General features: G+C 61.9%; 23 protein-coding genes. 15 read left to right on the top strand and 8 right to left on the bottom strand.

The features are described from left to right. Positions 1-2: 2 nt before the first annotated feature. Positions 3-830: an SDR family oxidoreductase gene (locus V8359_RS11550; RefSeq protein ID WP_336429034.1), complete on the top strand. Its 828-nt coding sequence runs from the start codon at positions 3-5 to the stop codon at positions 828-830. Positions 831-984: 154 nt separating this feature from the next. Here the strand turns inward: V8359_RS11550 and V8359_RS11545 are convergent, their stop codons facing one another. Both V8359_RS11545 and V8359_RS11540 read right to left on the bottom strand, forming a co-directional pair. After that, positions 985-1596, bottom strand: coding sequence for an SOS response-associated peptidase (locus V8359_RS11545; RefSeq protein ID WP_336429033.1), 612 nt, complete (start codon positions 1594-1596; stop codon positions 985-987). Positions 1597-1600: 4 nt separating this feature from the next. Continuing rightward, positions 1601-2797, bottom strand: coding sequence for a class I SAM-dependent methyltransferase (locus V8359_RS11540; RefSeq protein ID WP_336429032.1), 1197 nt, complete (start codon positions 2795-2797; stop codon positions 1601-1603). 158 nt (positions 2798-2955) lie between these two features. On the opposite strand from V8359_RS11540, the gene V8359_RS11535 reads away from it, so the two are divergent. The 5 genes from V8359_RS11535 (at position 2956) to V8359_RS11515 (ending at position 7033) form a co-directional block, all read left to right on the top strand. Continuing rightward, positions 2956-3516: a flavodoxin family protein gene (locus V8359_RS11535; RefSeq protein ID WP_336429031.1), complete on the top strand. Its 561-nt coding sequence runs from the start codon at positions 2956-2958 to the stop codon at positions 3514-3516. A gap of 139 nt (positions 3517-3655) precedes the next feature. Continuing rightward, positions 3656-3994, top strand: a complete 339-nt coding sequence (locus V8359_RS11530) for a DUF952 domain-containing protein (RefSeq protein WP_336429030.1) — start codon at positions 3656-3658, stop codon at positions 3992-3994. Continuing rightward, entirely contained in the window at positions 3991-5049 is a 1059-nt protein-coding gene (locus V8359_RS11525; RefSeq protein ID WP_336429029.1) for a quinone-dependent dihydroorotate dehydrogenase, read from the top strand. The genes V8359_RS11530 and V8359_RS11525 overlap by 4 nt, the downstream gene beginning before the upstream one ends. Beyond that, positions 5046-5390, top strand: a complete 345-nt coding sequence (arsC, locus tag V8359_RS11520; RefSeq protein WP_336429028.1) for an arsenate reductase (glutaredoxin) — start codon at positions 5046-5048, stop codon at positions 5388-5390. Before V8359_RS11525 ends, arsC begins: the two co-directional genes overlap by 4 nt. A 20-nt stretch (positions 5391-5410) precedes the next feature. Further along, positions 5411-7033 (top strand): hypothetical protein, encoded by a 1623-nt coding sequence (locus V8359_RS11515; RefSeq protein WP_336429026.1) that lies wholly within the window; start codon positions 5411-5413, stop codon positions 7031-7033. 116 nt (positions 7034-7149) lie between these two features. Here the strand turns inward: V8359_RS11515 and V8359_RS11510 are convergent, their stop codons facing one another. From V8359_RS11510 to V8359_RS11500, 3 genes are read right to left on the bottom strand one after another with little or no spacing between them, the layout of a single operon-like run. Beyond that, entirely contained in the window at positions 7150-8466 is a 1317-nt protein-coding gene (locus tag V8359_RS11510) for an MATE family efflux transporter (RefSeq protein WP_336429025.1), read from the bottom strand. Next, complete coding sequence (locus V8359_RS11505) at positions 8459-8971, bottom strand: PaaI family thioesterase (RefSeq protein WP_336429024.1); 513 nt, start codon at positions 8969-8971, stop codon at positions 8459-8461. The genes V8359_RS11510 and V8359_RS11505 overlap by 8 nt, the downstream gene beginning before the upstream one ends. Further along, on the bottom strand, positions 8968-9408 hold the full coding sequence (locus tag V8359_RS11500) for a PaaI family thioesterase (protein WP_336429023.1): 441 nt from the start codon (positions 9406-9408) through the stop codon (positions 8968-8970). The genes V8359_RS11505 and V8359_RS11500 overlap by 4 nt, the downstream gene beginning before the upstream one ends. Before the next feature lie 166 nt (positions 9409-9574). Here V8359_RS11500 and V8359_RS11495 point away from each other — a divergent pair, with 166 nt between their 5' ends. After that, positions 9575-9949, top strand: coding sequence for a MerR family transcriptional regulator (locus V8359_RS11495; RefSeq protein WP_336429022.1), 375 nt, complete (start codon positions 9575-9577; stop codon positions 9947-9949). Between the two features lie 244 nt (positions 9950-10193). Here the strand turns inward: V8359_RS11495 and V8359_RS11490 are convergent, their stop codons facing one another. Next, the gene (locus V8359_RS11490) at positions 10194-11168 is read right to left on the bottom strand and encodes a PRC-barrel domain-containing protein (protein ID WP_336429021.1); all 975 of its coding nucleotides are present in this window, start codon (positions 11166-11168) and stop codon (positions 10194-10196) included. Positions 11169-11428: 260 nt separating this feature from the next. Here V8359_RS11490 and V8359_RS11485 point away from each other — a divergent pair, with 260 nt between their 5' ends. The 7 genes from V8359_RS11485 to V8359_RS11455 all read left to right on the top strand — a co-directional run bounded on the left by V8359_RS11485 (position 11429) and on the right by V8359_RS11455 (position 19371). Continuing rightward, positions 11429-11830 (top strand): MerR family transcriptional regulator, encoded by a 402-nt coding sequence (locus V8359_RS11485; protein ID WP_336429020.1) that lies wholly within the window; start codon positions 11429-11431, stop codon positions 11828-11830. Positions 11831-11850: 20 nt separating this feature from the next. Further along, a complete protein-coding gene (locus V8359_RS11480) occupies positions 11851-13626 on the top strand; it encodes an acyl-CoA dehydrogenase C-terminal domain-containing protein (protein ID WP_336429019.1) in 1776 nt (591 codons plus the stop codon). A gap of 46 nt (positions 13627-13672) precedes the next feature. After that, complete coding sequence (locus V8359_RS11475; RefSeq protein ID WP_336429018.1) at positions 13673-13885, top strand: hypothetical protein; 213 nt, start codon at positions 13673-13675, stop codon at positions 13883-13885. Then, positions 13882-15021, top strand: a complete 1140-nt coding sequence (locus V8359_RS11470) for an acyl-CoA dehydrogenase family protein (protein ID WP_336429016.1) — start codon at positions 13882-13884, stop codon at positions 15019-15021. Before V8359_RS11475 ends, V8359_RS11470 begins: the two co-directional genes overlap by 4 nt. A 268-nt stretch (positions 15022-15289) precedes the next feature. Beyond that, complete coding sequence (locus V8359_RS11465; protein ID WP_336429015.1) at positions 15290-15925, top strand: glutathione S-transferase family protein; 636 nt, start codon at positions 15290-15292, stop codon at positions 15923-15925. Positions 15926-15940: 15 nt separating this feature from the next. Beyond that, the gene (locus tag V8359_RS11460; protein WP_336429014.1) at positions 15941-17152 is read left to right on the top strand and encodes an acetyl-CoA C-acetyltransferase; all 1212 of its coding nucleotides are present in this window, start codon (positions 15941-15943) and stop codon (positions 17150-17152) included. A gap of 23 nt (positions 17153-17175) precedes the next feature. After that, complete coding sequence (locus tag V8359_RS11455; protein ID WP_336429013.1) at positions 17176-19371, top strand: 3-hydroxyacyl-CoA dehydrogenase NAD-binding domain-containing protein; 2196 nt, start codon at positions 17176-17178, stop codon at positions 19369-19371. Between the two features lie 79 nt (positions 19372-19450). On the opposite strand, the gene V8359_RS11450 is transcribed toward V8359_RS11455, so the two are convergent. Together V8359_RS11450 and V8359_RS11445 are read right to left on the bottom strand one after the other, a co-directional pair. Beyond that, a complete protein-coding gene (locus tag V8359_RS11450) occupies positions 19451-20104 on the bottom strand; it encodes a Hint domain-containing protein (RefSeq protein ID WP_336429012.1) in 654 nt (217 codons plus the stop codon). Positions 20105-20247: 143 nt separating this feature from the next. Beyond that, complete coding sequence (locus V8359_RS11445) at positions 20248-20913, bottom strand: Type II secretory pathway, pullulanase PulA (protein ID WP_336429011.1); 666 nt, start codon at positions 20911-20913, stop codon at positions 20248-20250. Between the two features lie 180 nt (positions 20914-21093). Here V8359_RS11445 and V8359_RS11440 point away from each other — a divergent pair, with 180 nt between their 5' ends. After that, positions 21094-22722: an AMP-binding protein gene (locus tag V8359_RS11440; RefSeq protein ID WP_336429010.1), complete on the top strand. Its 1629-nt coding sequence runs from the start codon at positions 21094-21096 to the stop codon at positions 22720-22722. The last annotated feature ends 39 nt before the right edge of the window (positions 22723-22761 follow it).

The following is a 22761-nucleotide window of genomic DNA, read 5'->3' as shown; positions in this document are numbered from 1 at the left end:
CCATGACAGACAAGTGCATTCTCATCACCGGCTGTTCGTCGGGCATCGGATACGATGCAGCCCACGGGCTCAGGGCGCGCGGCTGGCGCGTTTTCGCCTCCTGCCGCGATTCGGCGGATTGTGATCGGCTACGCGCCGAGGGCTTTGATGCGCCACGGATTGATTATCAGGACGAGCCGAGCATCACAGCCGGGCTCAATGACGTGCTGACCGCCACGGACGGGCGTCTTGATGCGCTGTTCAACAATGGCGCTTTCGCCAATCCCGGTCTGGTCGAGGATCTGCCCACCGACGCGCTGCGCGCCATTTTCGAGGCGAATTTTTTCGGCTGGCACAGCCTCACTCGCGCGGTCCTGCCGGTCATGCGCGCACAGGGGCACGGGCGAATCGTTCAATGTTCGTCGGTGCTGGGCTTTGTCACGATGCCATGGCGCGGCGCCTATAATGCCACGAAATTCGCAGTCGAAGGGCTGACGGATACGCTCCGTATCGAAATGCACGGCACCGGCATAGAGGTCAGCCTGATCGAACCCGGACCCGTCACCTCGAAAATACGCGAAAACGCCATTCCGCATTTCGAACGCTGGATCGATTGGGAAAACGCCGCACGCGCCGAAGATTATGCAAAGCTGCGTCACCGGCTCTATAACAGCACAGGCCCCGACAGCTTCGAGTTGCCGGCCTCGGCGGTCACCAGAAAACTCATCCACGCGGTCGAAGCCCGGCGCCCGCGGGCGCGCTATTACGTGACGACACCGACCTATCTGATGGGAACGCTCAAACGCTCTCTGCCAACCCGTTGGCTTGATGCGATCCTGCTGCGCGCCTGACCGACGCTTGGCAGGGATCACTTACAGCCTACCGGCCCTTTGTTCTAAATCGCTGCCTGCCGCGCAGTTTAAAGCGTTTCGCGAAACGCAGCGCAACATCCATACGTCGCACGCGTTTTGCTTTGCTGATGTTTCAGTTTAAAGGCGAAACGCTTTAGACAAGGTCGGTCTTCTCGAAATTCAAAACGCCGTTGGATGCGGGCACCATGAGCCGCGCCGCGCCATGCCCTGCCTCTCCCAGCCATAGCGGCCAGTCCTCCGCGCCGATCACCACCGGCATACGGTGATGCAACGCTTGCAGCGCGTCATTGGCAGCGCAGGTTACGATGGCGCAGGTGGCCACCCGGTCCCCACCCGCCCCCCAGCCTTGCCAGATACCGGCGAGCGCCAGAGGCCCCTCCCCGACCGGCGCAATCTTCCATGGCTGCTTGTGCCCTTTTTCACCGGTCCATTCATAGAACCAGCTTGCCGGGATCAGACAGCGACGCTGGCGGGCGGCCTCGCGAAAGGCGGGCTTTTCGGCAATGGTTTCGGCGCGCGCATTGATCAAAAGCGGTCCATCCGAAAGCGACGTTGCCCAATGCGGAACAAAGCCCCAGCGCATCGCCACAAGGCGGCGGTCGTCCTCACCTGAGACCACGACATGCACATCCGTCGTTGGTCGCACATCGACATTCGGCACCTTGGGCAGGCCATTCGCGGGGCGCGCCGCGAAAAGCCGCGCCATCGCATCGGTCGGAAGGGTGATTGCGAAACGTCCGCACATGTGATCACACCAGCAACCGGGAATAAAGCAGAAGCCCCCAAGGCTCGAGTGCGCGCTCGATCCGGGTCCAAAGCGCCCCGAACCCGATGGGGTCCGCCCCTGTCGCCTGTGCAATATCTGAAAGACTACGCCGACCGTCGATGGCCGCGATCAGGCGTCCCGCCTCACGCGGCAGACGCAATTCGGCGCCAAGACCGTTCAGCGTGAGCTTGGGCACCTGACCCGACCCGATAGCGCGGCCAAGAGCGGCGGGCTCCGCCCCTTTGAGATGCGGGATGAGCGCCCGGTTGCGGCCGCGTGCGGGCCGCGTGCCGCTGCTTTTGGCTACCACGTAGGCGGTATGCGTTTTGATGATCCCACTCAGCTTTTCAGCCAGCGCCATGCGTTCGATCGCCGTCAGCGCGTCGGGCATCGTGTCGACGAAGCGCCCAAGGTCGTATTGCGCCTCCATCACGAAACCGCTGAGCTCCCAGTCCGTCGCCTCGAGTACCGAAGCCAGTTCGTCAACGCGATAGGCCCGGTCCCGACTGTGCAGCAACAGATCATAGAACCCCGCGTCACTGTCGCGATGATCGCCGACATTCGGGTTGCGGCGGAAGGGATGCCCTTCGGGCAGGCGCGCCATGATCGCGCGCGCAGCCTTCAGGCGCGTCTCAGTCGGCTGATCTCCCAAAAGCGCACCGAACGCCTCCTGCAACGGGTAAACGCCAGAGCGGCCATAGGGCGCATAGACCATCATGCCCATACCGCCCCCCTCGGCCAGCGCGGCGCGCAGCGCGCGAAACCCTGCTGGTGGGTCGGGCAAATGATGAAGGACGCCGCAACAGTCTATATAATCGAACCGCCCCAGATCGGCAGCCTCCAGAAGAGACCCGGTCACGAAGGTGATCCCCGCAAGGCCCCGCGCCTCGGCCCGTGCCTCGGCGCTGCGGCGCGATGCTGTGGACAGATCAAGGTAGGTGATCTCGTATGGCCGGCCCGCGTCGCTCAGAAGCTGCGCCAACTGGACAAGTCCGTCCCCCGTGCCCCCACCCGCCACAAGCGCACGAAGCGGCACCGACCAATCGCGTTGACCACCATAAAGAAAATGATCCAACTCAAGCGGATGCGACGGCGATCCGATGATCAGGCGCTTGGCTTCGTCGGCGGGATCGCGGGCGGGATAGGGATAGGCCTCGTATTGGTCGCGCACCTTGCTCATTTGGAAACGGTCCTCCTGCCGGTCAGCATAAAGCGTTTTGCCAAAAGCGGAATCGCGGATTTTTATCGCCGTGGTCCGAGCAATCCCGACCTGCGCAAACGGGCCACACGGCACAGATGGCCTTGGCAGGTTGCGCGCACTGTGCCAGCGTTGCGGCCATGATACCACGCGCGCCCATCGCCATCCCTTATTTCACCGGCCACGGCCATACCAAGGTTCTGGCTCAGGAAGTGGCGCACGGCGCTGAAGCGGCCGGAGGCGCCGCCACGCTGATCGACGTTGAAAGAATGACCAGCGCGGAATGGCAGCATTTGCACGCGGCGCCGGCCATCCTTTTTGCCTGTCCGACCTACATGGGCTCGGTCCCCGCGCGTTTCGAGGCGTTCCTCGAAGAGGCCTCCGAAGGCTGGGTCGATCAGGTCTGGGCCAACAAGATCGCAGGCGGCCTGACCGTGGCCACTTTCCCCGCGGGCGACAAGCTGGCCACGCTGATGCGGCTGTCGGTCTACGCTGCGCAGATGGGCATGATCTGGATCGGTCAACAGGAAATCGGCGCCCCCGTCCGGCACGACCATCCCGGCATCAACGCGGGCGGAAGCTGGCTCGGGCTTACCGCCTCCTCGTCGCGCAACAAGTCACAGATGGTGGAGAGTTGCGACCTTGAAACCGCCCGTCGCTATGGCGCGCGCATCGCGATGGCCGTGGTGCGTTGGGGCTGAGTGTCGGGTGATGGGGGGCTTTGCCCCCGACCGCGGAACCGCCAAGCGCGGTTTCCCGGCCTCCCCCAGGATATTGAAGGCAAGAAGAAAGCATGCAAGGCGCTTGACCCGTCACTGGCGGCGGGGCATCAAGCCGGACATGATCATTCTCAAAATATTGCGCAAATCGGAATGGCAGGCGCTGCGCGCCGAAGGCCAAAGCGATGGCGCCCCGGTGGATGTGGCGGATGGCTATATTCATTTTTCGACCGTGGCGCAGGCTCCGGATACCGCCGCGAAACATTTCGCAGGGGTCAGTGACCTGATGCTCATTGCCTCCGAAAGCGAGCAGCTGAGCGAGGCCCTTCGATGGGAGGTGTCACGCGGCGGACAGGAATTTCCGCATCTCTACCGCGAACTGCGCCTGTCCGATGTGGTCTGGGCACAGCCTTTGCCGCTGGTGGATGGCGTGCATCAGTTTCCCGCAGGTCTCGAATGAGCGTCGTCGAGCGGCTGGGGCTGCGCCTTCTGCATCGGCTCGAACCCGAAACCGCTCATGATTGGGCCATGCGCGCGATCAAGGCCGGATTCGCGCCCGAACCCGGGCCTGTCACCTCGTCACGCCTTGCCTGCGATCTGGCGGGGATCGCGCTGCCTAATCCGGTCGGCCTTGCCGCCGGGTTCGACAAGAACGCCGAGGCGCTCGGCCCGCTGACGCGCGCGGGGTTCGGCTTTGTCGAAGTGGGTGCGGTGACGCCACGCCCCCAACCCGGCAACCCCCGGCCGCGCCTCTTCCGGCTATCCGAAGACAGGGCGGTCATCAACCGGTTCGGCTTCAATAATGACGGGATGGAGGCCGTGTTGCCGCGCCTTGTTCAGCGCCGCGACGACGCCGTAATCGGCCTCAACCTCGGGGCCAACAAGGACAGCGCAGACCGGGCCGAGGATTACGCGAAAGTTCTGGCGCATTGCGGCGAATGGCTCGATTTCGCGACGGTCAACGTCTCCTCCCCTAACACTGAGAAGCTGTGCGACCTGCAAGGGCCCGAAGCGCTGTCACGGCTTCTGACCGGGGTGATGGCGGCGCGTGACGATGTGCGCGCCGATCTGCCTGTCTTTCTCAAGATCGCACCGGATCTCGAGCCGTCGGAGCTCAAGGAGCTGGTCGAGGTGGCACAGACAGGCGGTATCGCCGCGATCATCGCCACCAACACGACGCTAAGACGCGAGGGCCTGACCAGTGCCGACCGCGATGAGGCTGGCGGGCTGTCGGGCAAACCGCTTTTCAACCGATCGACACAGGTTCTGGCGCGGCTTTCACAACTGACCGACGGGGCGATGCCGCTCATCGGTGTGGGCGGTGTCGGATCGGCACAGGACGCCTATGACAAGATCCTCGCAGGCGCGAGCGCGGTGCAGCTTTACTCGGCGCTCGTTTATGGCGGTCTTGGCCTCGGGTCGCGCATTGCCCACGGTCTGCACACACTTCTCGTGGCGGACGGGTTCGAAACGGTTGCCGATGCCGTGGGCACCGGCCGGGAGGCGTGGTTGTGAGCACGGTGATCTGGCACAACCCGCGCTGTTCTAAATCGCGTCAGACACTGGCCATTCTGACCGAAAGGGGCGCGGCGCCAGTGGTCCGCCTCTACCTCACAGACACCCCGTCCGAGGCGGAGTTGCGCGACGTGGCGGCACGGCTGAGCGTGGGGACCATAGACCTCATCCGCCGCGGCGAGGCGCTCTTTCGCGAGCTGGGTCTGTCACCAACCGATCCTGACGCGGTGCTTTTTGCCGCCATGGCCGCCAACCCCAAGCTGATCGAGCGGCCCGTGGTTCTCAGGGCTGATAAGGCGGCGATAGGCCGCCCGCCCGAGGCGGTTCTGGACATCCTGTGACAGACGGGGGGCGCGCATAAATGCCGCGCGTGGCTGGCTGGATCGATGCGATCTTTGTCGATCTCGCGCGGCAGATGCGCTGGTCTTACCTGCCGCCGCTCATGGTCTATTTCGCGGCAGGCTGCTCGGGCCTGACGCTGATTGTGGGTACATTTTTCGTAAAGGATTACTTGGACTTCACCGCCGCCGAGGTGGCTGCGCTCGCGTTCTGGGCTGGTCTACCCTGGGCGCTAAAGATGCCGCTCGGGCATCTTGTCGATCTCATCTGGCGCTGGAAGGGATATCTTGTCTGGTTCGGGGCTTCACTGATCGCGCTCAGCGTGGGGATCATGGTGCTCGTGATGACTCGGCCCGACGCGATGACGGCCCTGATGCCGCTTGAGCTTTGGTATGCCACAAGCTTCATCCTCAGCCCCTGTGGACTGGTCGTTCAGGATGCGGTCGCCGATGCCATGTCAATCGACGCGGTGCCGCTCTGCGAGGCCGATGGCACACCAATCAGCGATCACGATGCCAAGGTCATGCACACCACCATGCAGACGCTGGGCCGGTTCGCGCTGATCGGTGGCACGGTGGTGGTGGCACTTGTGAACATCGCGATGTTTTCGGGAATCGAGAGCCTGAACGCGGCTCAGAAGGCCGATATCTATGCTTCGATCTATACCGGTGCGCTGGCCATTCCGGTGATCTCGGTCTCTGGCGTCGCTCTCGCCGCGTGGCAGAAACGGCGCGCGCTGCACCACATGCGAACCGCCGGGCTAAGCGACACCGCGATAGCCGAGCTTCGCGAGGGGGTCGTGCCCCAGACCCGCGCGAACCCGTGGTATTTCATCGGTGGCGCGCTGTTTCTCATGCTGACCCTTGCCATTGGCCTTGGCGGCGTCCCCTACGGTCAGGAGATCATCTTTGCCGGCTCGATGGCCGTGGTGCTTTTGCTCATGCGGCAACTTGTTTCTGTGCTGACCCGGGCGCAGGCCCGAACGCTGATCGGCACCGCGATCATCATATTCGTGTTTCGGGCCGTGCCGCTCCCGGGCGAGGGGCTGACATGGTTCAACATCGACGTTCTTGGCTTCGATCAACAGTTTCTCTCGGTTCTGTCGCTGATCACCTCGGCGCTGACACTGGTGGGCTTGCTCGTGCTTCGCCCGCTCATGGCCGAACGCCGGATCGTCTGGATCGTGGTCATGCTGACCCTTGCCGCAGGATTGTTGGCGCTACCCAATATCGGGCTCTACTACGGGCTGCATGAATGGACCGCGGCCCTGACCGAAGGGGTGGTGGATGCGCGCTTTATCGCGATCCTCGACACCGCCGCCGAAAGCCCGCTGGGTCAGATCGCGATGATTCCGATGCTGGCCTGGATCGCCCGCTCCGCGCCGCGCGAACTCAAGGCCACGTTCTTTGCGGTCATGGCGTCCTTCACCAATCTGGCGCTGTCGGCGGCGGCGCTGCTGACACGCTACCTGAACGAGGTGTTCATCGTAAGCCGCGAGGTGCGGGATGCCAGCGACAAGGTGATCACCCAAGCCGACTATTCCCAGCTTGGCGTGCTTCTCATGGTGGTGGCAGGGGTGTCGGTTGCGGCCCCGCTCCTGACTATCTGGCTGGTTCAGAAGTCACGTCTGCGCACGGAGGAGTGACAGACTAAAACGTATCGCTAAAAACCCGGACCACAGATTTTCGTGAAACGCAGCGCGACAGTCAGGCGTTGCGCGTTTCGCCTTTCGCTGATGTCTCAGATTAAAGGCGAAACGCTTTATTCCGCCCCCCGCTCAAGCGCGGGATACCGCAGGCCAAGTGTCACGCCACGCGCGACGAAACTGATCAAAAGTGCCATCCAAAGACCGTGATTGCCCATCACCGGCACCAGCGCCAGAGCCGCCAACGCATACACCAAAAGGCTCACCGCCATCATATTGCGCATGTCGGCGGCACGGGTGGCCCCGATGAAAATCCCGTCCAGAAGCCACGCCGCCAACCCCAAGATCGGCGCGGCCACCATGTAACTCAGGTATATGCGCGCCTCGGCCCGCACCTCGGGGGCGGTCGTCATGATGTCGATGATCATGCCACCCGCAAGCGCAAAACCAAGCGCCAGCAGGAGGTTCGATCCGAAGGCCCATTGCGACGACACGATCGCGGCACGGCGAAGCCTTGGTCGGTCGCGCGCGCCCATCGCCTGTCCGACAAGCGCCTCGGCGGCGAAGGCGAAACCGTCCATCGCATAGGCGGTCACGCTCAGGAATTGCATGAGCACCTGATTGGCCGCCAGCGTGACATCCCCGAAATGCCCCCCGAGCAAGAGGAAGGACACGAAAATCGCCTGCACCATGAGCGACCGGAGCAGTATATCGCGGTTCACAGCCGCCATGTTCGCCAGCGCCTGCGCATCGAAGACCCGCGGCCAGTCGCGCCACGCCGGCACGCGAAACGCGTCGCGGCACAGCCAGAAACCAAGCGCCAGACCGCTCCATTCCGCGAGGAACGTCGCCAGCGCCACGCCTTCGACGCCCCAACCAAGCCCAAGCACGAACCACAGATCAAGCACGATGTTGAGCCCGTTCATCCAGACCTGAAGCATCAATACGGCGCCGGTCCGCTCAAGCGCCACGAGCCAGCCGGTGATGCCGTAAAGCGCGATCATCGCGGGGGCGCTCCAGACCCGGATGCCCATATAGTCACGCGCCAGCCCCTCGACCTCGGCGCTGGCGGGTGAGACACGAAACGCCCCCCAGAAAAGCGGCCATTGCAACGCGATGATCACCACCCCCGCGCTGAGCCCGATCATCAGCGCGCGGGTCAGCATCGCCGCCACCTCGCCTGTGCGTCCGGCCCCTTGCGCCTGACTGGTTAGGCCCGTGGTGCCCATCCGCAGGAACCCGAAGATCCAGTAGATCGCAGTGAGGATGATCGCCCCGACGCCGACCGCACCAATGGGCGCCGCCTCGCCCAGCTGTCCCACCACGCCGGTATCCACCACACCCAGAATGGGCACGGTGGCGTTCGAGAGCACGATGGGAAAAGCGATCCGCGCGACCCGCCCATGCGTGATCGGACGGGCGGGTTCAGCCATCCTGCCGCGGCATCAGGAAATGGCCCTGTGCCTGCGCGAAAGGCCGGTCGCGATTGTCCTGCCATGCCTCGACATGGACCGAGCCATAGCGCCGTCCCGACCGGGTGACACGGGCGCGCGCATAGGCGTCACGCGGCAGGCCCGAGCGCAGGTAATCGACGGTGAAGTCGATGGTCCGGGGCAGTCGCGGGATTGACCCGTGCGCCATCGCGTCGGCATCGACCTCACCGCTTTCGATCCGGGGCCAAAGCGTTGCCCAACTCAGCCCGATGATCGCTGTCGTCTCAAGAAAGGCCGCGGTTGCGCCGCCATGCAGCGCTGGCAAAAGGGGGTTGCCGATCAGTTTGTCGTCAAATGGCATCAGCGCCGTCAGTTCGTCGCCCCGCCGGTCGAACTCGATCCCGAGAAACCGGATATAGGGGACACCACCGACAAGCGCGGCAAGGGCGGCATCGCGACGCTGCTTGACCACTTGCACGGGCTCGGGGCGTTTCGCGGCACTCATGATTTGCCCTCCACGGTAAAGGTTCCGGTGGCGGTTGCGACGGGGCGGTCGGTATCGCCATCCGATGCGGTGGCCCGGACAAAGGCCACGCTGCGCGTGATGTGATGGCATTCCGCCCGCACGCGGACCGTGGCGCGCGGTGTGGCAGGGCGCATATAATCGATGCGCAACCCGATGGTCGCTGTGGCCCCCAACAGATCGGGATGGCTCATCGCCGCCGCGCCGCAGGCTGTATCCATAAGTGCGCTGACCGCGCCGCCATGGATCACGCCGGTTTCGGGATCGCCCACAAGATCTTCACGCCACGGCATCGTCATGACGGCCACGCCATCGCCCATTTCCTCGGGCTCCATACCCAATGCAACCGCATGGGGCAGCGCCGAAAAAAACTTGCGCGCCTTCTCAAGCCGGGCGTCGGGGCTGTCGGTTTCGCTCATTACACTGGCTCTCAGATATGGCTTCGCTGTTATGGGCCTCACCCTAGGTGCGTGCAACCGCCTGTTCCAGTCGAAACCGGGGCGGTTCCCGCCGGGGCTTTATTCAAGCCGCGAAATCGGGCAGGCTGAGGGGGTAACTCAACCGTTTGTCCACCGGATGACCGTCATGTCCGAAACACGCCTGAGCCTCAAGGAAATGTGCGCCACGTTTGACGTGACTCCGCGTACGCTGCGGTATTACGAGTATATTGAACTGCTCCAGCCGCAACGCGAAGGACGGACCCGTTTTTATGGTCCGCGCGAACGTGCGCGCATGACACTGATCCTGCGCGGTCGCAAATGGGGCTTTTCACTCGAGGACATCCGGCAATGGCTCCTGATTTACGAGAACGAAGGGACCGAGGCACAGATGCAAAGCTGGATCGAACTCGCAGATCGTCAGCTTGACGACCTCGCGAAACAACACGCGCAACTGGCCGAGGCTATGACGGAACTCAAGGAGATGCGCGACAGCGTGGCGCAAGAACTGGCCAAGAAGTGACCGCCTGATCCGGCCTTAGCCCGGCAAACCTTCATAAAGAGCGACGCGGCGGTATCGGCTTGGGACAGAAAAGGGCGGCCGCTTATGCGACCGCCCCCCTCATACTCACAATAGTCAACTCGTCAGAGACTTAAAGCGTTTCGCGAAAAACCTGAATCACAGATTTTCGCGAAACGCAGCACAACATCCATACGTCGCACGCGTTTTGCCTTTTGCTGATGTCTCAGGTTAAAGGCGAAACGCTTTAGCCTTCGTATTCAGGCTGCTCTTCAAGCTGATCTTCGGTCGAGTCGATGTAGACGCGCAGATCGCCACCGCCATCGCGAAGGATTTGCAGCTCGTCGAAGGTCACGGCGATCGGCTTTTCACCAAGCCCGAGGAAGCCCCCGACATTGATCACGGCCCTGTCGACATTGCCCGCGTCATCAAGAAGCAGGTTCCCGATTTCACCGACGCTGTCATCATTTTCGCCATAGACCGCTTGGCCCACCAGCGCATCGGACGTCAGTTCGTCAACCTCGGTCACTTCGGCATAGCCTTCACGCTGGACATTCGGACGGGCAAGAAGCGGCCGGGTCGTTGCAGCCTCTGTGTCGTCGGTCGCTTGCATCGACTGCTCGGCCTCGTCGCCCATGTTCTCGGACGATTGCTCGGTCTCAGTATCGGCTTGAGCCATCTCTTCGTCCGACATATCCGACGCATTCTGATCGGAATTCATCTCGGCGTTGTCCATGTCACCTTCGGTGTCGGTGTCCATGTTGCCTTCGGTGTCGGCGCCATTCATCATGTCGCCCTCACGCTCGAAACTCGGCGCATCCTCTAGCTGCTCTTGCGAAAGAGCGACCAGAAGGTAACGACCGTCACCCTCGCCTTTTTCGTGAAGAACCTTGATGTTATCCATCTTGACCGCGACGGATTTCTCACCGATGCCAAGAAACCCGCCAACGCCGACGATGGCAAACTGAACTTCGCCATCGTTACTTACGATCAGGTCATTGATCTCACCGATGTTGTCCCAGTCGCCAACGGCTTCTGCGTTGATTTCGGTCTGAGGCGCCATGTCTCTGTCGCTGCGATAAACGTCCATACCAATCAGGTCGGACGCATAGAAATCCGTTTCGGCGTTGTAAGTGTAGCCACTCATCGCGCCATGGTTGTCGGCATAAGCCGCGCTGCCCAGCACGAGGGCTGTGGCTGCTGTTGTCAGAAGACGTTTCATTTGTACCTCCATTACGGATTAAAATCTCACTACGGGCCACCAACACGAAATCACACGCCGGGTTCCGCGCGGGCTCACGAATTTTTTATCCGGCGTCATTTCACGCGCCTTCAACGCCTTGAGCGTGGTCGCCAAATGTCTCTTGCCGCTGGACGGGTTGAAATTGACGCAACGTAGCACTTACGTAAACGTCAATCGCTACGCTATGCTCGGATCAAATCCGAATCCGTGGTGATGACCACGAAGACAGGAAACCCGATATGGACAAAGAGTTGATGACAATTCGCGAAATGTGCAACGCGTTCGACGTGACGCCACGCACCCTTCGCTTCTATGAACAAAAAGAACTTCTGTCGCCGCATCGCGAAGGCCAGAAGCGTCTTTTCTCGCGGCGTGACCGCGCCCGGCTCAAGCTGATCCTGCGCGGCAAGCGCTTTGGCTTCAGCCTTGAGGAAATCCGCCAGTTGCTCGATCTCTATGACACCGGCGATCAGCAATATACACAAATGAAGGAAACGCTCTCGATTGCGGGCGAACGTCTCGCCGCGATGGAGGCACAGCGCGACGAACTGGATCAGGCCATCGTCGAACTGCGCGATCAGATGGATTGGGCGGGCAAACTCCTCGCCTCGATCAACCCCGACAAAAAAGCCGCCGAATAAGCCAACAGAGGATACAAGCGATGCCACGTTACACCGCCCCCACCAAGGATATGCAATTCATCCTGCACGACATGCTCAAGGTCTCGACCGACGCGACCCCGGGCTATGCCGAACTGGACCGCGATTTCACCTCCGCCGTGCTCGAAGAAGCGGGCAAACTCGCCTCCGAGGTTCTGGAGCCGCTGAACGTCGTTGGTGACACCGAAGGATGCGTTCTTGAAAATGGCGTGGTGCGCACGCCCAAGGGGTTCAAGGCGGCCTTTGATCAGGTGCGTGAAGGTGGTTGGACCGCGCTTGACCTGCCCGAGGAATATGGCGGGCAATACATGCCCTATATCCTCGGCACCGCAGTGGGCGAGATGTTCTCGGGCGCCAATCAGGCGTTCACCATGTATCAGGGCCTGACACACGGCGCGGCCTCGGCCATCCTCGCCCATGGCACCGACGAGCAGAAGGCGAAGTACCTGCCCAACATGGCCTCCTGTGAATGGACCGGCACTATGAACCTGACCGAGCCGCATTGCGGCACCGATCTCGGGCTCATGCGCACCAAGGCCGAACCACAGGATGACGGTTCCTATGCCATCACCGGCCAGAAGATTTTCATCTCCTCGGGCGAACACGATATGGCCGAGAACATCATCCATCTCGTGCTGGCCAAGATCCCCGGCGGCCCCGAGGGGATCAAGGGTGTGTCTCTCTTCATCGTGCCGAAATTCATCGTGAACGAGGATGGCAGCCTCGGCGATCGCAACGGCGTGACCTGCGGCAAGATCGAAGACAAGATGGGCATTCACGGCAATTCCACCTGTGTGATGAACTATGACGGCGCGAAAGGCTGGCTTCTGGGACAGGAGCACAAGGGCATGCGCGCCATGTTCACCATGATGAACGAAGCCCGCATCGGCGTCGGCATGCAGGGCGTGGCGCAGGCGGAAGTCGCCTATCAGAATGCGGTCGACTATGCGAAGGACCGGCTTCAGGGCCGCGCGGTGACCGGCACGGAAAATCCCGACGGCCCCGCCGATCCGCTGATCGTGCATCCCGACATCCGCCGCAACCTCATGGATCAGAAAAGCTTTACCGAAGGCGCGCGCGCGTTCCTGCTTTGGGGATCGCAGATGATCGACCAGTCGCATCGCGGCGGCGACGAGGCGGCCGAAGGCATGGTCAGCCTGCTCACCCCCGTGATCAAAGGCTTCCTCACCGATGAAGGCTACGACATGACGGTGCAGGCCCAGCAGGTTTACGGCGGCCACGGCTATATCGAGGAATGGGGCATGTCGCAGTTCACCCGCGACGCCCGCATCGCCATGATCTACGAAGGTGCCAACGGCGTGCAGGCGCTCGACCTCGTGGGCCGCAAGCTCGCACAGGACGGCGGCAAGCATGTCATGGCCTTCTTCGACATGGTCAAGGAGTTCTGCAAGACCCATGGCGACAACGAAGCAATGGTCGAATTCGTGGACCCGCTCAAGACAGCGTCGAAAGACCTTCAGTCCGCCGGGATGTTCTTCATGCAGAATGGCATGAAGAACCCGAACGCGGCCCTCTCGGGGTCCAACGACTTCATGCATCTCTTCGGCCATGTCTGCCTTGGGCTCATGTGGGCACAGATGGCCAAGGCGGCCCATGAGGCCCTCGCCGAAGGTGCCGACGACCCGGACTTCTATCACACCAAGCTCGCCACAGCGCGCTACTACATGACCCGCCGCCTGCCGGCCACATCCATGCACCTTGCCCGCATCGAAAGCGGCGCGGACCCGGTCATGGCGCTTGAGGCCGACCAGTTCTGAAGGCGCGGTGGGCAGGATTGCCCACCCTACGGAGGGAGGACCGCAGATGCCGAAACGCTTTCGCCTGACCCGCCGCTTCAACGTGGCGATGACCGAGGACGGCTATCGCCGCTTGCGCCGGTTTTCCCAAGAGGCCGGCCTCGATGAGGGCGAAGCCCTGTCCTTCCTTTTCGAAAACTTCGATAGCGTGATCGACGAGGATACGTTCGGCCACCGCCTGCGGATCTTCAACTCCGACCTGGAGGCGCGGAAGAAATGACCACCAGTTGGATGACAGACGAGCACCGGATGCTCGCCGACATGGCGCGCTCCTTCATCGAGACCGAATGGGCCCCGCATTTCGACCGCTGGCGCAAGGCGGGCGAGATGGACCGCGACATCTGGAACCAAGCTGGGGCGCTGGGCCTGCTCTGTCCTTCGATCCCCGAGGAATACGGCGGCGCAGGCGGCGATTTCGGCCACGAAGCGGTGATCTGCATGGAACAAAGCCGCGCCAACCTCGCAAGCTGGGGCAACCCGATCCATTCGGGTATCGTGGCGCATTACATCCTCGCCTATGGCTCCGAGGATCAGAAAAAGCGCTGGCTTCCCAAAATGGTCTCGGGCGAGATGGTCGGCGCGCTCGCGATGACCGAACCGGGGGCCGGATCTGATTTGCAGGGGCTGAAGACACGGGCCCTGCGAGATGGCAACGCCTACCGCCTCTCGGGTCAAAAGACGTTCATCACCAACGGTCAGCATGCCGACCTGATCGTCGTGGCCGCCAAGACCGATCCCAAGGCCGGCGCCAAGGGTATCTCGCTCGCTGTGGTGGAAACCGACGGGGCCGAGGGCTTCGCACGCGGCCGCAACCTTGAAAAGGTGGGCTGTCACGCCGCCGACACGTCCGAACTTTTCTTCGACGATGTCGAAATCCCGCCCGAAAACATCCTCGGTCAGGCCGAGGGGCGCGGCTTCTATCAGATGATGGAGCAACTGCCGCAGGAGCGTCTGATCATCGGCTGCGGCGCGGTGGGCGCGCTCGAAGGCGCAGTGGCGCGCACCATCGCGTATTGCCAATCGCGCGAGGCGTTCGGCGGCACGCTCATGCAATTCCAGAACACCCGTTTCAAACTGGCCGAATGCGCGACCAAGGCCGAAATCGCTCGGGCCTTTCTCGATGCTTGCATCTCGGAGCATCTGGAGGGCCGGCTTAGCGTGGAAAAGGCCGCGATGGCCAAATATTGGCTCACCGACACGCAATGCGACGTGCTCGACGAATGTCTGCAACTGCATGGCGGCTATGGCTATATGCAGGAATATGCCGTGGCCGAGATGTGGGCCGATGCGCGGGTGCAGCGTATCTATGGCGGCACCAACGAGATTATGAAGGAACTGATCGCGAGGGCGCTGTGATGATCAGGCCGAAGGCGCATATCGCCGATGCCGGATGCCTCCGGCGGGAGTATCTCGGGAAAGATGAACGGCGCAGGTCCACCCTGCCCGATGCGCGGGCCAATCGGCATCAGGCACCGGAACAGGGCTTCACCTTTCACGGCCATCGGCTCTCCAGCCTGTTCCGCATCTGCCATCAAAGCGCATTAAACTTAACGAGCGGTGAATCCCGACAGGCTTCATCTTTCCAGAAATACTCAAACCCAAACTTGCAACCGGGAGCCACGCCATGACCATCAAACTCCACTGCTTCGGCGAGAGCGGCAACGCCTACAAGGCGGCGCTGGCGCTGGAATTGGCGGGCCTCGACTGGGCGCCTGTTTTCGTCGATTTCTTCGGCGGCGAGACCCGCGGCGATTCGTTCCGACAGATCAATGTGATGGGCGAGGTGCCGGTGCTTGTGGACGGCGACGTCACCTTGACGCAATCCGGCGTCATGCAGATGTATATCACTGAAAAAACGGCGAAATTCGGGGGCGAAACACCGCAAGAGGCGCGCGAGGTGATGCGCTGGATGTTCTGGGACAATCACAAGCTGAGCTCTCAGGCCGGAATGACGCGGTTCCTGTTAAACTTCCTGCCCAAGGAGAAGCGCCCGTCGGAGGTGATCGGCTTCATGCAGGGCCGGCTCAAGGCCGCCTACGCCGCGCTCGACGCGCATCTGGCCGGGCGCGACTGGATCGTGGGCGACGCGATCACCAATGCCGATCTGAGTTGCTGTGGCTATCTTTTCTACCCCGAGCCTTTCGGCTTCGACCGCAAGGACTGGCCCGAAATCGACCGGTGGCTCTCGAACATCGAGGGCCTGCCCGGCTGGAAACATCCCTATGACCTGATGCCCGGCAGCCCCGCTGACCGCGCGTGAACGAAGGAGACCGACATGACCGACGCCTATATCTATGACACCGTGCGCACGCCGCGCGGCAAGGGCCGCAAGGACGGCGCGCTGCACGAGGTGACCGCCGTGAAGCTTTCGACCGAGGTGCTCAATGCGCTGAAGGACCGCAACGGTCTTGAGGGGCACGCGGTCGAGGATGTGATCTGGGGCAACGTGACCCAAGTGAAGGAACAGGGCGGCTGCCTTGCACGGACTGCCGTGCTGGCCTCCGAGCTTGATGAAAGCATCCCCGGCCTTGCCATCAACCGCTTCTGTGCCTCGGGCATGGAGGCCGTGAACCTCGCCGCGAACCAGGTGATGGGCGGCGCGGGTGACGGCTATATCGCCGGGGGCGTCGAGATGATGGGCCGCGTGCCCATGGGCAGTGACGGCGCGGCGATCGCCGTCGATCCGTCGGTCGCGATGGAGACCTATTTCGTGCCGCAGGGCATCTCGGCGGACATCATCGCAACGGAATACGGCTTCACCCGCGATCAAGCCGACGCGCTTGCCGTCGAAAGCCAGAAACGCGCCAAGGCCGCGTGGGATGATAAGCGGTTCGCGAAATCCATCATCGAGGTCAAAGATCAAAATGGTCTGACCATTCTCGACCACGACGAATACATGCGCCCCGGCACCGACATGCAGGCCCTCGGATCGCTCAACGCGTCGTTTCAGCAGATGGGTGAGGTGATGCCGGGCTTCGACGCGGTGGCCAAACTCAGATATCCACATCTGGAGAAGGTTAGCCACATCCACCACGCGGGCAACTCTTCGGGCATCGTCGACGGCTCGGCCGGTGTTCTGGTCGGCTCGAAGGCGTTCGGTGAGAAATGGGGTCTCAAGCCCCGCGCACGCATCCGTCAGACCGCCAAGATCGGCACCGATCCAACGATCATGCTGACCGGGCCTGTGCCCGCCACGCACAAGATCCTCGCCGACAGCGGCATGAAGATCGGCGATATCGACCTCTTCGAGGTGAACGAGGCCTTTGCCTCTGTGGTGTTGCGCTTCATGCAGGCCTTCGACGTGGACCCCGCGCTGGTCAACCCCAATGGCGGCTCGATCGCGATGGGTCACCCGCTGGGGGCCACCGGGGCGATCATCATCGGCACGCTGCTGGACGAGCTTGAGCGTCAGGACAAGGAAGTGGGCCTCGCCACGCTCTGCATCGCGTCCGGCATGGGCGCGGCCACCATCATCGAGCGCGTATGACGCGCGCAAGGGAGACAAAAGACATGACCGATTTCACCATGGAAAAAGGCGCCGATGGCGTCGCGATCATCACCTGGGACACTGTTGGCAAGTCTATGAACGTCATGAGCATGGAGGCTTGGCCCGTGCTGGACGGCCTCATTGATGACGCGCTGGCCGATGAGGCCGTCAAGGGCATCATCATCACCTCGGGCAAGGAGGGCACCTTCGCGGGCGGCATGGACCTCAACGTCATTGCCAAGATGAAGGAAAGCGCCGGCGACAATCCGGCAAAGGGCCTGATGGATGGTCTGATGCAGACCCACGGCATCCTGCGCAAGATCGAACGCGGCGGCATGGACGACAAGAACAAGGGCGGCAAGCCCATCGCCTGCTGTCTGCCCGGCACCGCGCTTGGCATCGGATTCGAAATTCCGCTGGCCTGTCACCGGATCTTTGCCGCCGACAATCCCAAGGCCAAGATCGGCCTGCCCGAAATCATGATCGGTATCTTTCCCGGCATGGGCGGCACCACGCGGCTTGCCCGGATGATGGGTGCGATGGCCGCGTCGCCCTTCCTTCTCGAAGGCAAGCTTTCCGACCCGAAAAAGGCCAAGCAAGCCGGGCTGGTTCACGAGGTCACGGCCCCGGACGACCTCATCGACAAGGCGCGCGAATGGGTTCTGAGCGAACCTTCCATCGTCAAGCCGTGGGACGAAAAAGGCTATAAGATGCCCGGCGGTGAGCCGTTCCACCCAGCGGGGTTCATGACCTTCGTAGGCGCCAGCGCCATGGTGAATGGCAAGACCCAAGGCGCGTTCCCGGCGGCCAAGGCATTGCTGAGTGCGGTTTATGAAGGCGCGCTCGTGCCCTTCGACACTGCGCTCAAGATCGAGGCCCGCTGGTTCACCAACGTTCTGATGAACCCGTCGTCCACCGCGATGATCCGCTCGCTCTTCATCAACAAGGAGGCGCTCGAGAAAGGCGCCAACCGTCCTGACGCACCGGACCAGACCGTGAAAAAGGTCGGCGTCATGGGGGCCGGCATGATGGGCGCAGGGATCGCGCTTGTCTCGGCCATGGCGGGCATGGAGGTCGTGCTCATCGACCAGAAACAGGACGCCGCCGACCGCGGCAAATCCTACACCGCCGATTACATGGACAAGGGCATCAAGCGCGGCAAGGCGACCGAAGAGAAAAAGGAAAAGACCCTCGCTCAGATCACCGCCACCACCGAGTATTCGGCGCTCAAGGGCTGTGACCTGATCATCGAGGCGGTGTTCGAGGACGTGGGCGTCAAGGCCGAGGTCACGAAGGACGTGCTCAAGCATGTCGGCCCCGACTGCATCTTCGCCACCAACACCTCGACCCTGCCGATCACCGAACTGGCCAAAGCGAGCGACACGCCGGAAAATTTCATCGGCATTCACTTCTTCTCGCCGGTCGAGAAAATGATGCTGGTCGAAATCATCAAGGGTCAGCAGACCGGCCCGCGCGCCGTGGCCAAGGCGCTCGATTACGTGCGGCAAATCCGCAAGACGCCCATCGTGGTGAATGACGCGCGGTTCTTCTACTGCAACCGCTGCATCATCCCCTATATCAACGAAGGCCTGCGCATGGTGGGCGAGGGCGTAGCGCCCGCGCTTATCGACAATGCGGCACGGCAGCTCGGTTTCCCCGTCGGGCCGCTGCAACTGGTGGATGAGACCTCGATCGATCTGGGGGCCAAGATCGCCCGCGCCACGAAGGCCGCGATGGGTGACGACTACCCAGATGAGGCCGTGGACGAGATCATCTTCTGGATGGAAGGCGAAGGCCGTCTGGGGCGTAAATCCAATGCCGGGTTCTTCGACTACGACGAGAAAGGCAAGCGGCAGGGCTATTGGCACGGCCTCGCCGAGAAATACCCCCTGTCCGAAGATCAGCCTGACCTGATCACCGTGCAGCATCGGCTGATGTTCGCACAGGTGCTCGAGGCGGTGCGCGCACTCGAGGAAGGCGTGCTCGAAGACATCCGCGAAGGCGATGTCGGTGCGATCCTCGCATGGGGTTTTGCCCCTTGGTCCGGCGGCCCGTTCTCGTGGCTCGACATCATCGGCACACCATACGCCGCCGAACGGTGCGACCAGCTGACCGAAGAGTTCGGCCCCCGCTTCGCCACTCCCGCGCTCCTGCGCGAGATGGCCGACAAGGGACAGACGTTCTATGGGCGCTTCTCGGACGAGAAATCCGCAGCCTGAGCCAGATTGTAAAACGGGCCGCGCGTTTCGCGTGGCCCGTCTATCCAAAGCTCAAGGCATGGGCGCGCACTTTCGAAACCTACGCCGCTGGACAGCAGCCCGCGGTTCTTTGGGCGGCGGGCCGGGTAAGTCCGGTTACGATCACGCGCGCCTCCTCGATCGGAAGCGCCCGATACCCATCGTCGCCCGCCGATGCGTCAGTGATATCGCCCGAGCCGGGACAAAGATACATCGCACCCGCCTCTGAAAAGGCCACCTGCGCAGTTGCGAAACGCAAGGTGACACACATACTCTGCGCATCCACCGGCACCCGTGTCACGTCTGGCAGCACCTCAAGCGCGCGTGCCGGCACGATGCTGAACGGGTCACCTAACAACATCTCGGCAGCGTCGCTTTCAACCATGACGCATTGTTCCGGCATGAGCCGAAGGCACGCGTGGTTGCCACAAAGCCCGGCCGGAATGTCCAGCATCCGGAATTCGCGCGGGCAACGCCGTTCACCGGTCCAGACCAGCTCATGATCCACCTGCGTGACGCGCTGCATGCCATTGTCGAATGTCAAAACCCAGTCACCGGCCACCAGCCCTTCCGCGGGTCGCCAACCGCTCGGCGTGGCCACCCGAGTTCCGAACACGAGTCCCGACATACGGCGCAGATTGCCGTCTCCCTGTCGGCGCCTCTCTCGTATTCCCTCCCGCGCCCCATAGAGGGGTGTGCGTCCTCCAAACATCATTTCATCCCCTAGGTGTGACGGCGTTCTGCCGAATCTTGAGCAACAGCTTCATTTTCCGGGCGATTCGAGGCCGCTAAAGGGTCTGATTGCGGCCACAATCCGGCACTGATCATCGGAACGCGACAATACTAGATAAATTGGCCTCAAAGTTTCCGAAAATCATCGTCAAACCCGTATCCAAATCGGGCAATGTCCGCCGCACAGATCTCGGCGACACAATCGGCGTCATGCGCCGCATAGTAGCTTTGGAAATCACGCCGCCGCTCTGACCGGTTCGTCTCGGGCAGGTCGATGCCAAATCCAAGATGCGCCTCGAACGGCGCGGCATCGCGTGCGAAATGCTCAAGCCGTATATATAGGCTGCACCGTTCCTGTCCCGCCGAGGTTGTCACGTATTTCTCATAGGGGTTCGCCGCGAATGAGGCCCGCGTTTGTGGATGATGCAAGAATTCCGAAAAACTCAGCCGCCGCGCGAGATGCACCGCCGGATGATCAAATCCCTGCGCGCGTAGCCAGTGATAATAGCTTACCATCCGGTCCCACGGGTTTCGCACCAATGTCACCACGAAAGCCGTGTCGATAAAGGTCTCGCTCACCAATCCCTCGATATCGGCAAGCGTCGCATGTTTCCAAAGCCGGCCCCGCGCCGTGCCCCCCCTGAGCCTGCCCTTGCGCCGCCGCGCCTTGGGGGTGTCCCCGATCAGGATATCGTCCTTCATCGCCCGGTCCTCAAGCGCAAGGCTCAGCGCGGTGCCCCCGGTCTTGGGGCTATGCACGAAGATGTAATTGCGGCCGGGTGAGATGATCATGCCCACAGTCTACAGCTATGATCCCGGCGTTTCATCATCCATAAATGGCCGGTCTCGCATTTCCCGCTCCGTCAGACCCATCAAGAAATCCAATATGTCTGACATTTTGGAATTTGACGCATTGTCGAAACTCAATATTGTCACACAACCGCGTCGGCCGAGAATCACGGGAGGATGTCTATGGGCTGGATGAAGGATGAAACGGGGCTGGACAAATGCGAGGCGAATTTCGTTCCGCTCACCCCCTTATCGCATTTGCAGCGCGCCGCGCATGTCTTTCCCGATTATGATGCGGTTGTTTATGGCGACATCCGCCACAGTTACCGCACCTACCATGAGCGCTGCACCCGGCTTGCTTCGGGGCTGGCGGCTCTGGGTATCGCTCCGGGCGACGTGGTATCGACGATACTGCCCAACCTCCCCGCCCATGCCGAGGCGCATTTTGGCGTCCCCGCCTGCGGAGCGGTTCTCAACACGATCAATACCCGGCTCGAGGCCGACACCGTCGCCTATATCCTCGATCATGGCGGCTCCAAGGCGGTGCTTGTCGATACGCAATTGCTCGGTCTTGCGGAAGCGGCGGTCGAGCTCATGCCGGGCCCCTCGCCCATCCTCATCGAAGTGCCCGACACGCAGGTCGGCCACAGCCCGAGCGGCAGGCACAGAGATTACGAAACCCTACTCGCCGAGGCTGACCCCGGATTTGCATGGGTGATGCCCGAAGATGAATGGGAAAGCCTCGCGCTCAACTATACCTCCGGCACCACGGGACGGCCCAAAGGCGTGGTCTGTCACCATCGCGGCGCCTATCTGATGACGATGGGCACGGTGGTAAGCTGGCAACTGCCGCGCTATCCCCGGTATCTGACCATCGTGCCGCTGTTTCATTGCAACAACTGGAACCATGTCTGGCTCATGCCGATGCTGGGCGGCACGGTCGTGTGCTGTCGCGACGTCACGGCCAAGGCGATCTATGATGCGATCGCCGACGAGGGGGTAACGCATTTCGGCGGCGCACCCATCGTGCTCAACATGATCGTGAACGCAAAACCCGAAGAGCGGCGCGAATTCGACCATATCGTACAGACCTTCACCGCAGGCGCACCGCCGCCCGCCGCCACACTCGCCGCGATCGAGCCGCTGGGCTTCGAAGTCTGTCAGGTCTATGGGCTCACCGAGACTTATGGTCATGTCACCGAATGCCTCTGGCACGCGGCCTGGGACAATCTTCCCGATGACGAACGCTATGCCATCAAGGCCCGCACCGGCATCCTCATGCCGATGATGGAGGACATCACCGCGATGGACCCCGACACGATGGAGCAGGTGCCCATGGATGGCCAGACCCAAGGCGAAATCATGATCCGGGGCAACGCGGTCATGAAAGGTTATCTCAAGAACCCCGAGGCCACCGCCGAGGCGTTCAAGGGCGGTTATTTCCACTCGGGCGATATCGCCTTTCAACATCCCGACGGCTATCTGACGATTGCCGACCGCGCCAAGGACATCATCATTTCGGGCGGCGAGAACATCTCGTCCATCGAAATCGAAGGCGCAATGATGAAGCACCCCGAGGTGCTGCTCTGTGCTGTTGTGGCCAAACCCGATGACAAATGGGGGGAAGTGCCTTGTGCCTTCGTCGAACTCAAAGACGGCTCCAAGGCGGACGAGGCCACGCTCATCGCCTTCGCCCGCGAACGATTGGCCAGCTTCAAGGCGCCCAAACGCGTGGTGTTTCAGGATCTTCCCAAAACCTCGACCGGCAAGATTCAGAAATTTGAACTGCGCAAGATCGCGGCAGAGGTCTGAGCCCGCGTCAGACGTTGGATCATGAATATTTTGGAGAAC

It is taken from the genome of Roseovarius sp. E0-M6 (genome assembly GCF_037083845.1).
Classification (GTDB): domain Bacteria; phylum Pseudomonadota; class Alphaproteobacteria; order Rhodobacterales; family Rhodobacteraceae; genus Roseovarius.
The sequence above is the reverse complement of the archived record's forward strand: the minus strand, read 5'-3'. Positions and strand labels throughout refer to the sequence as shown.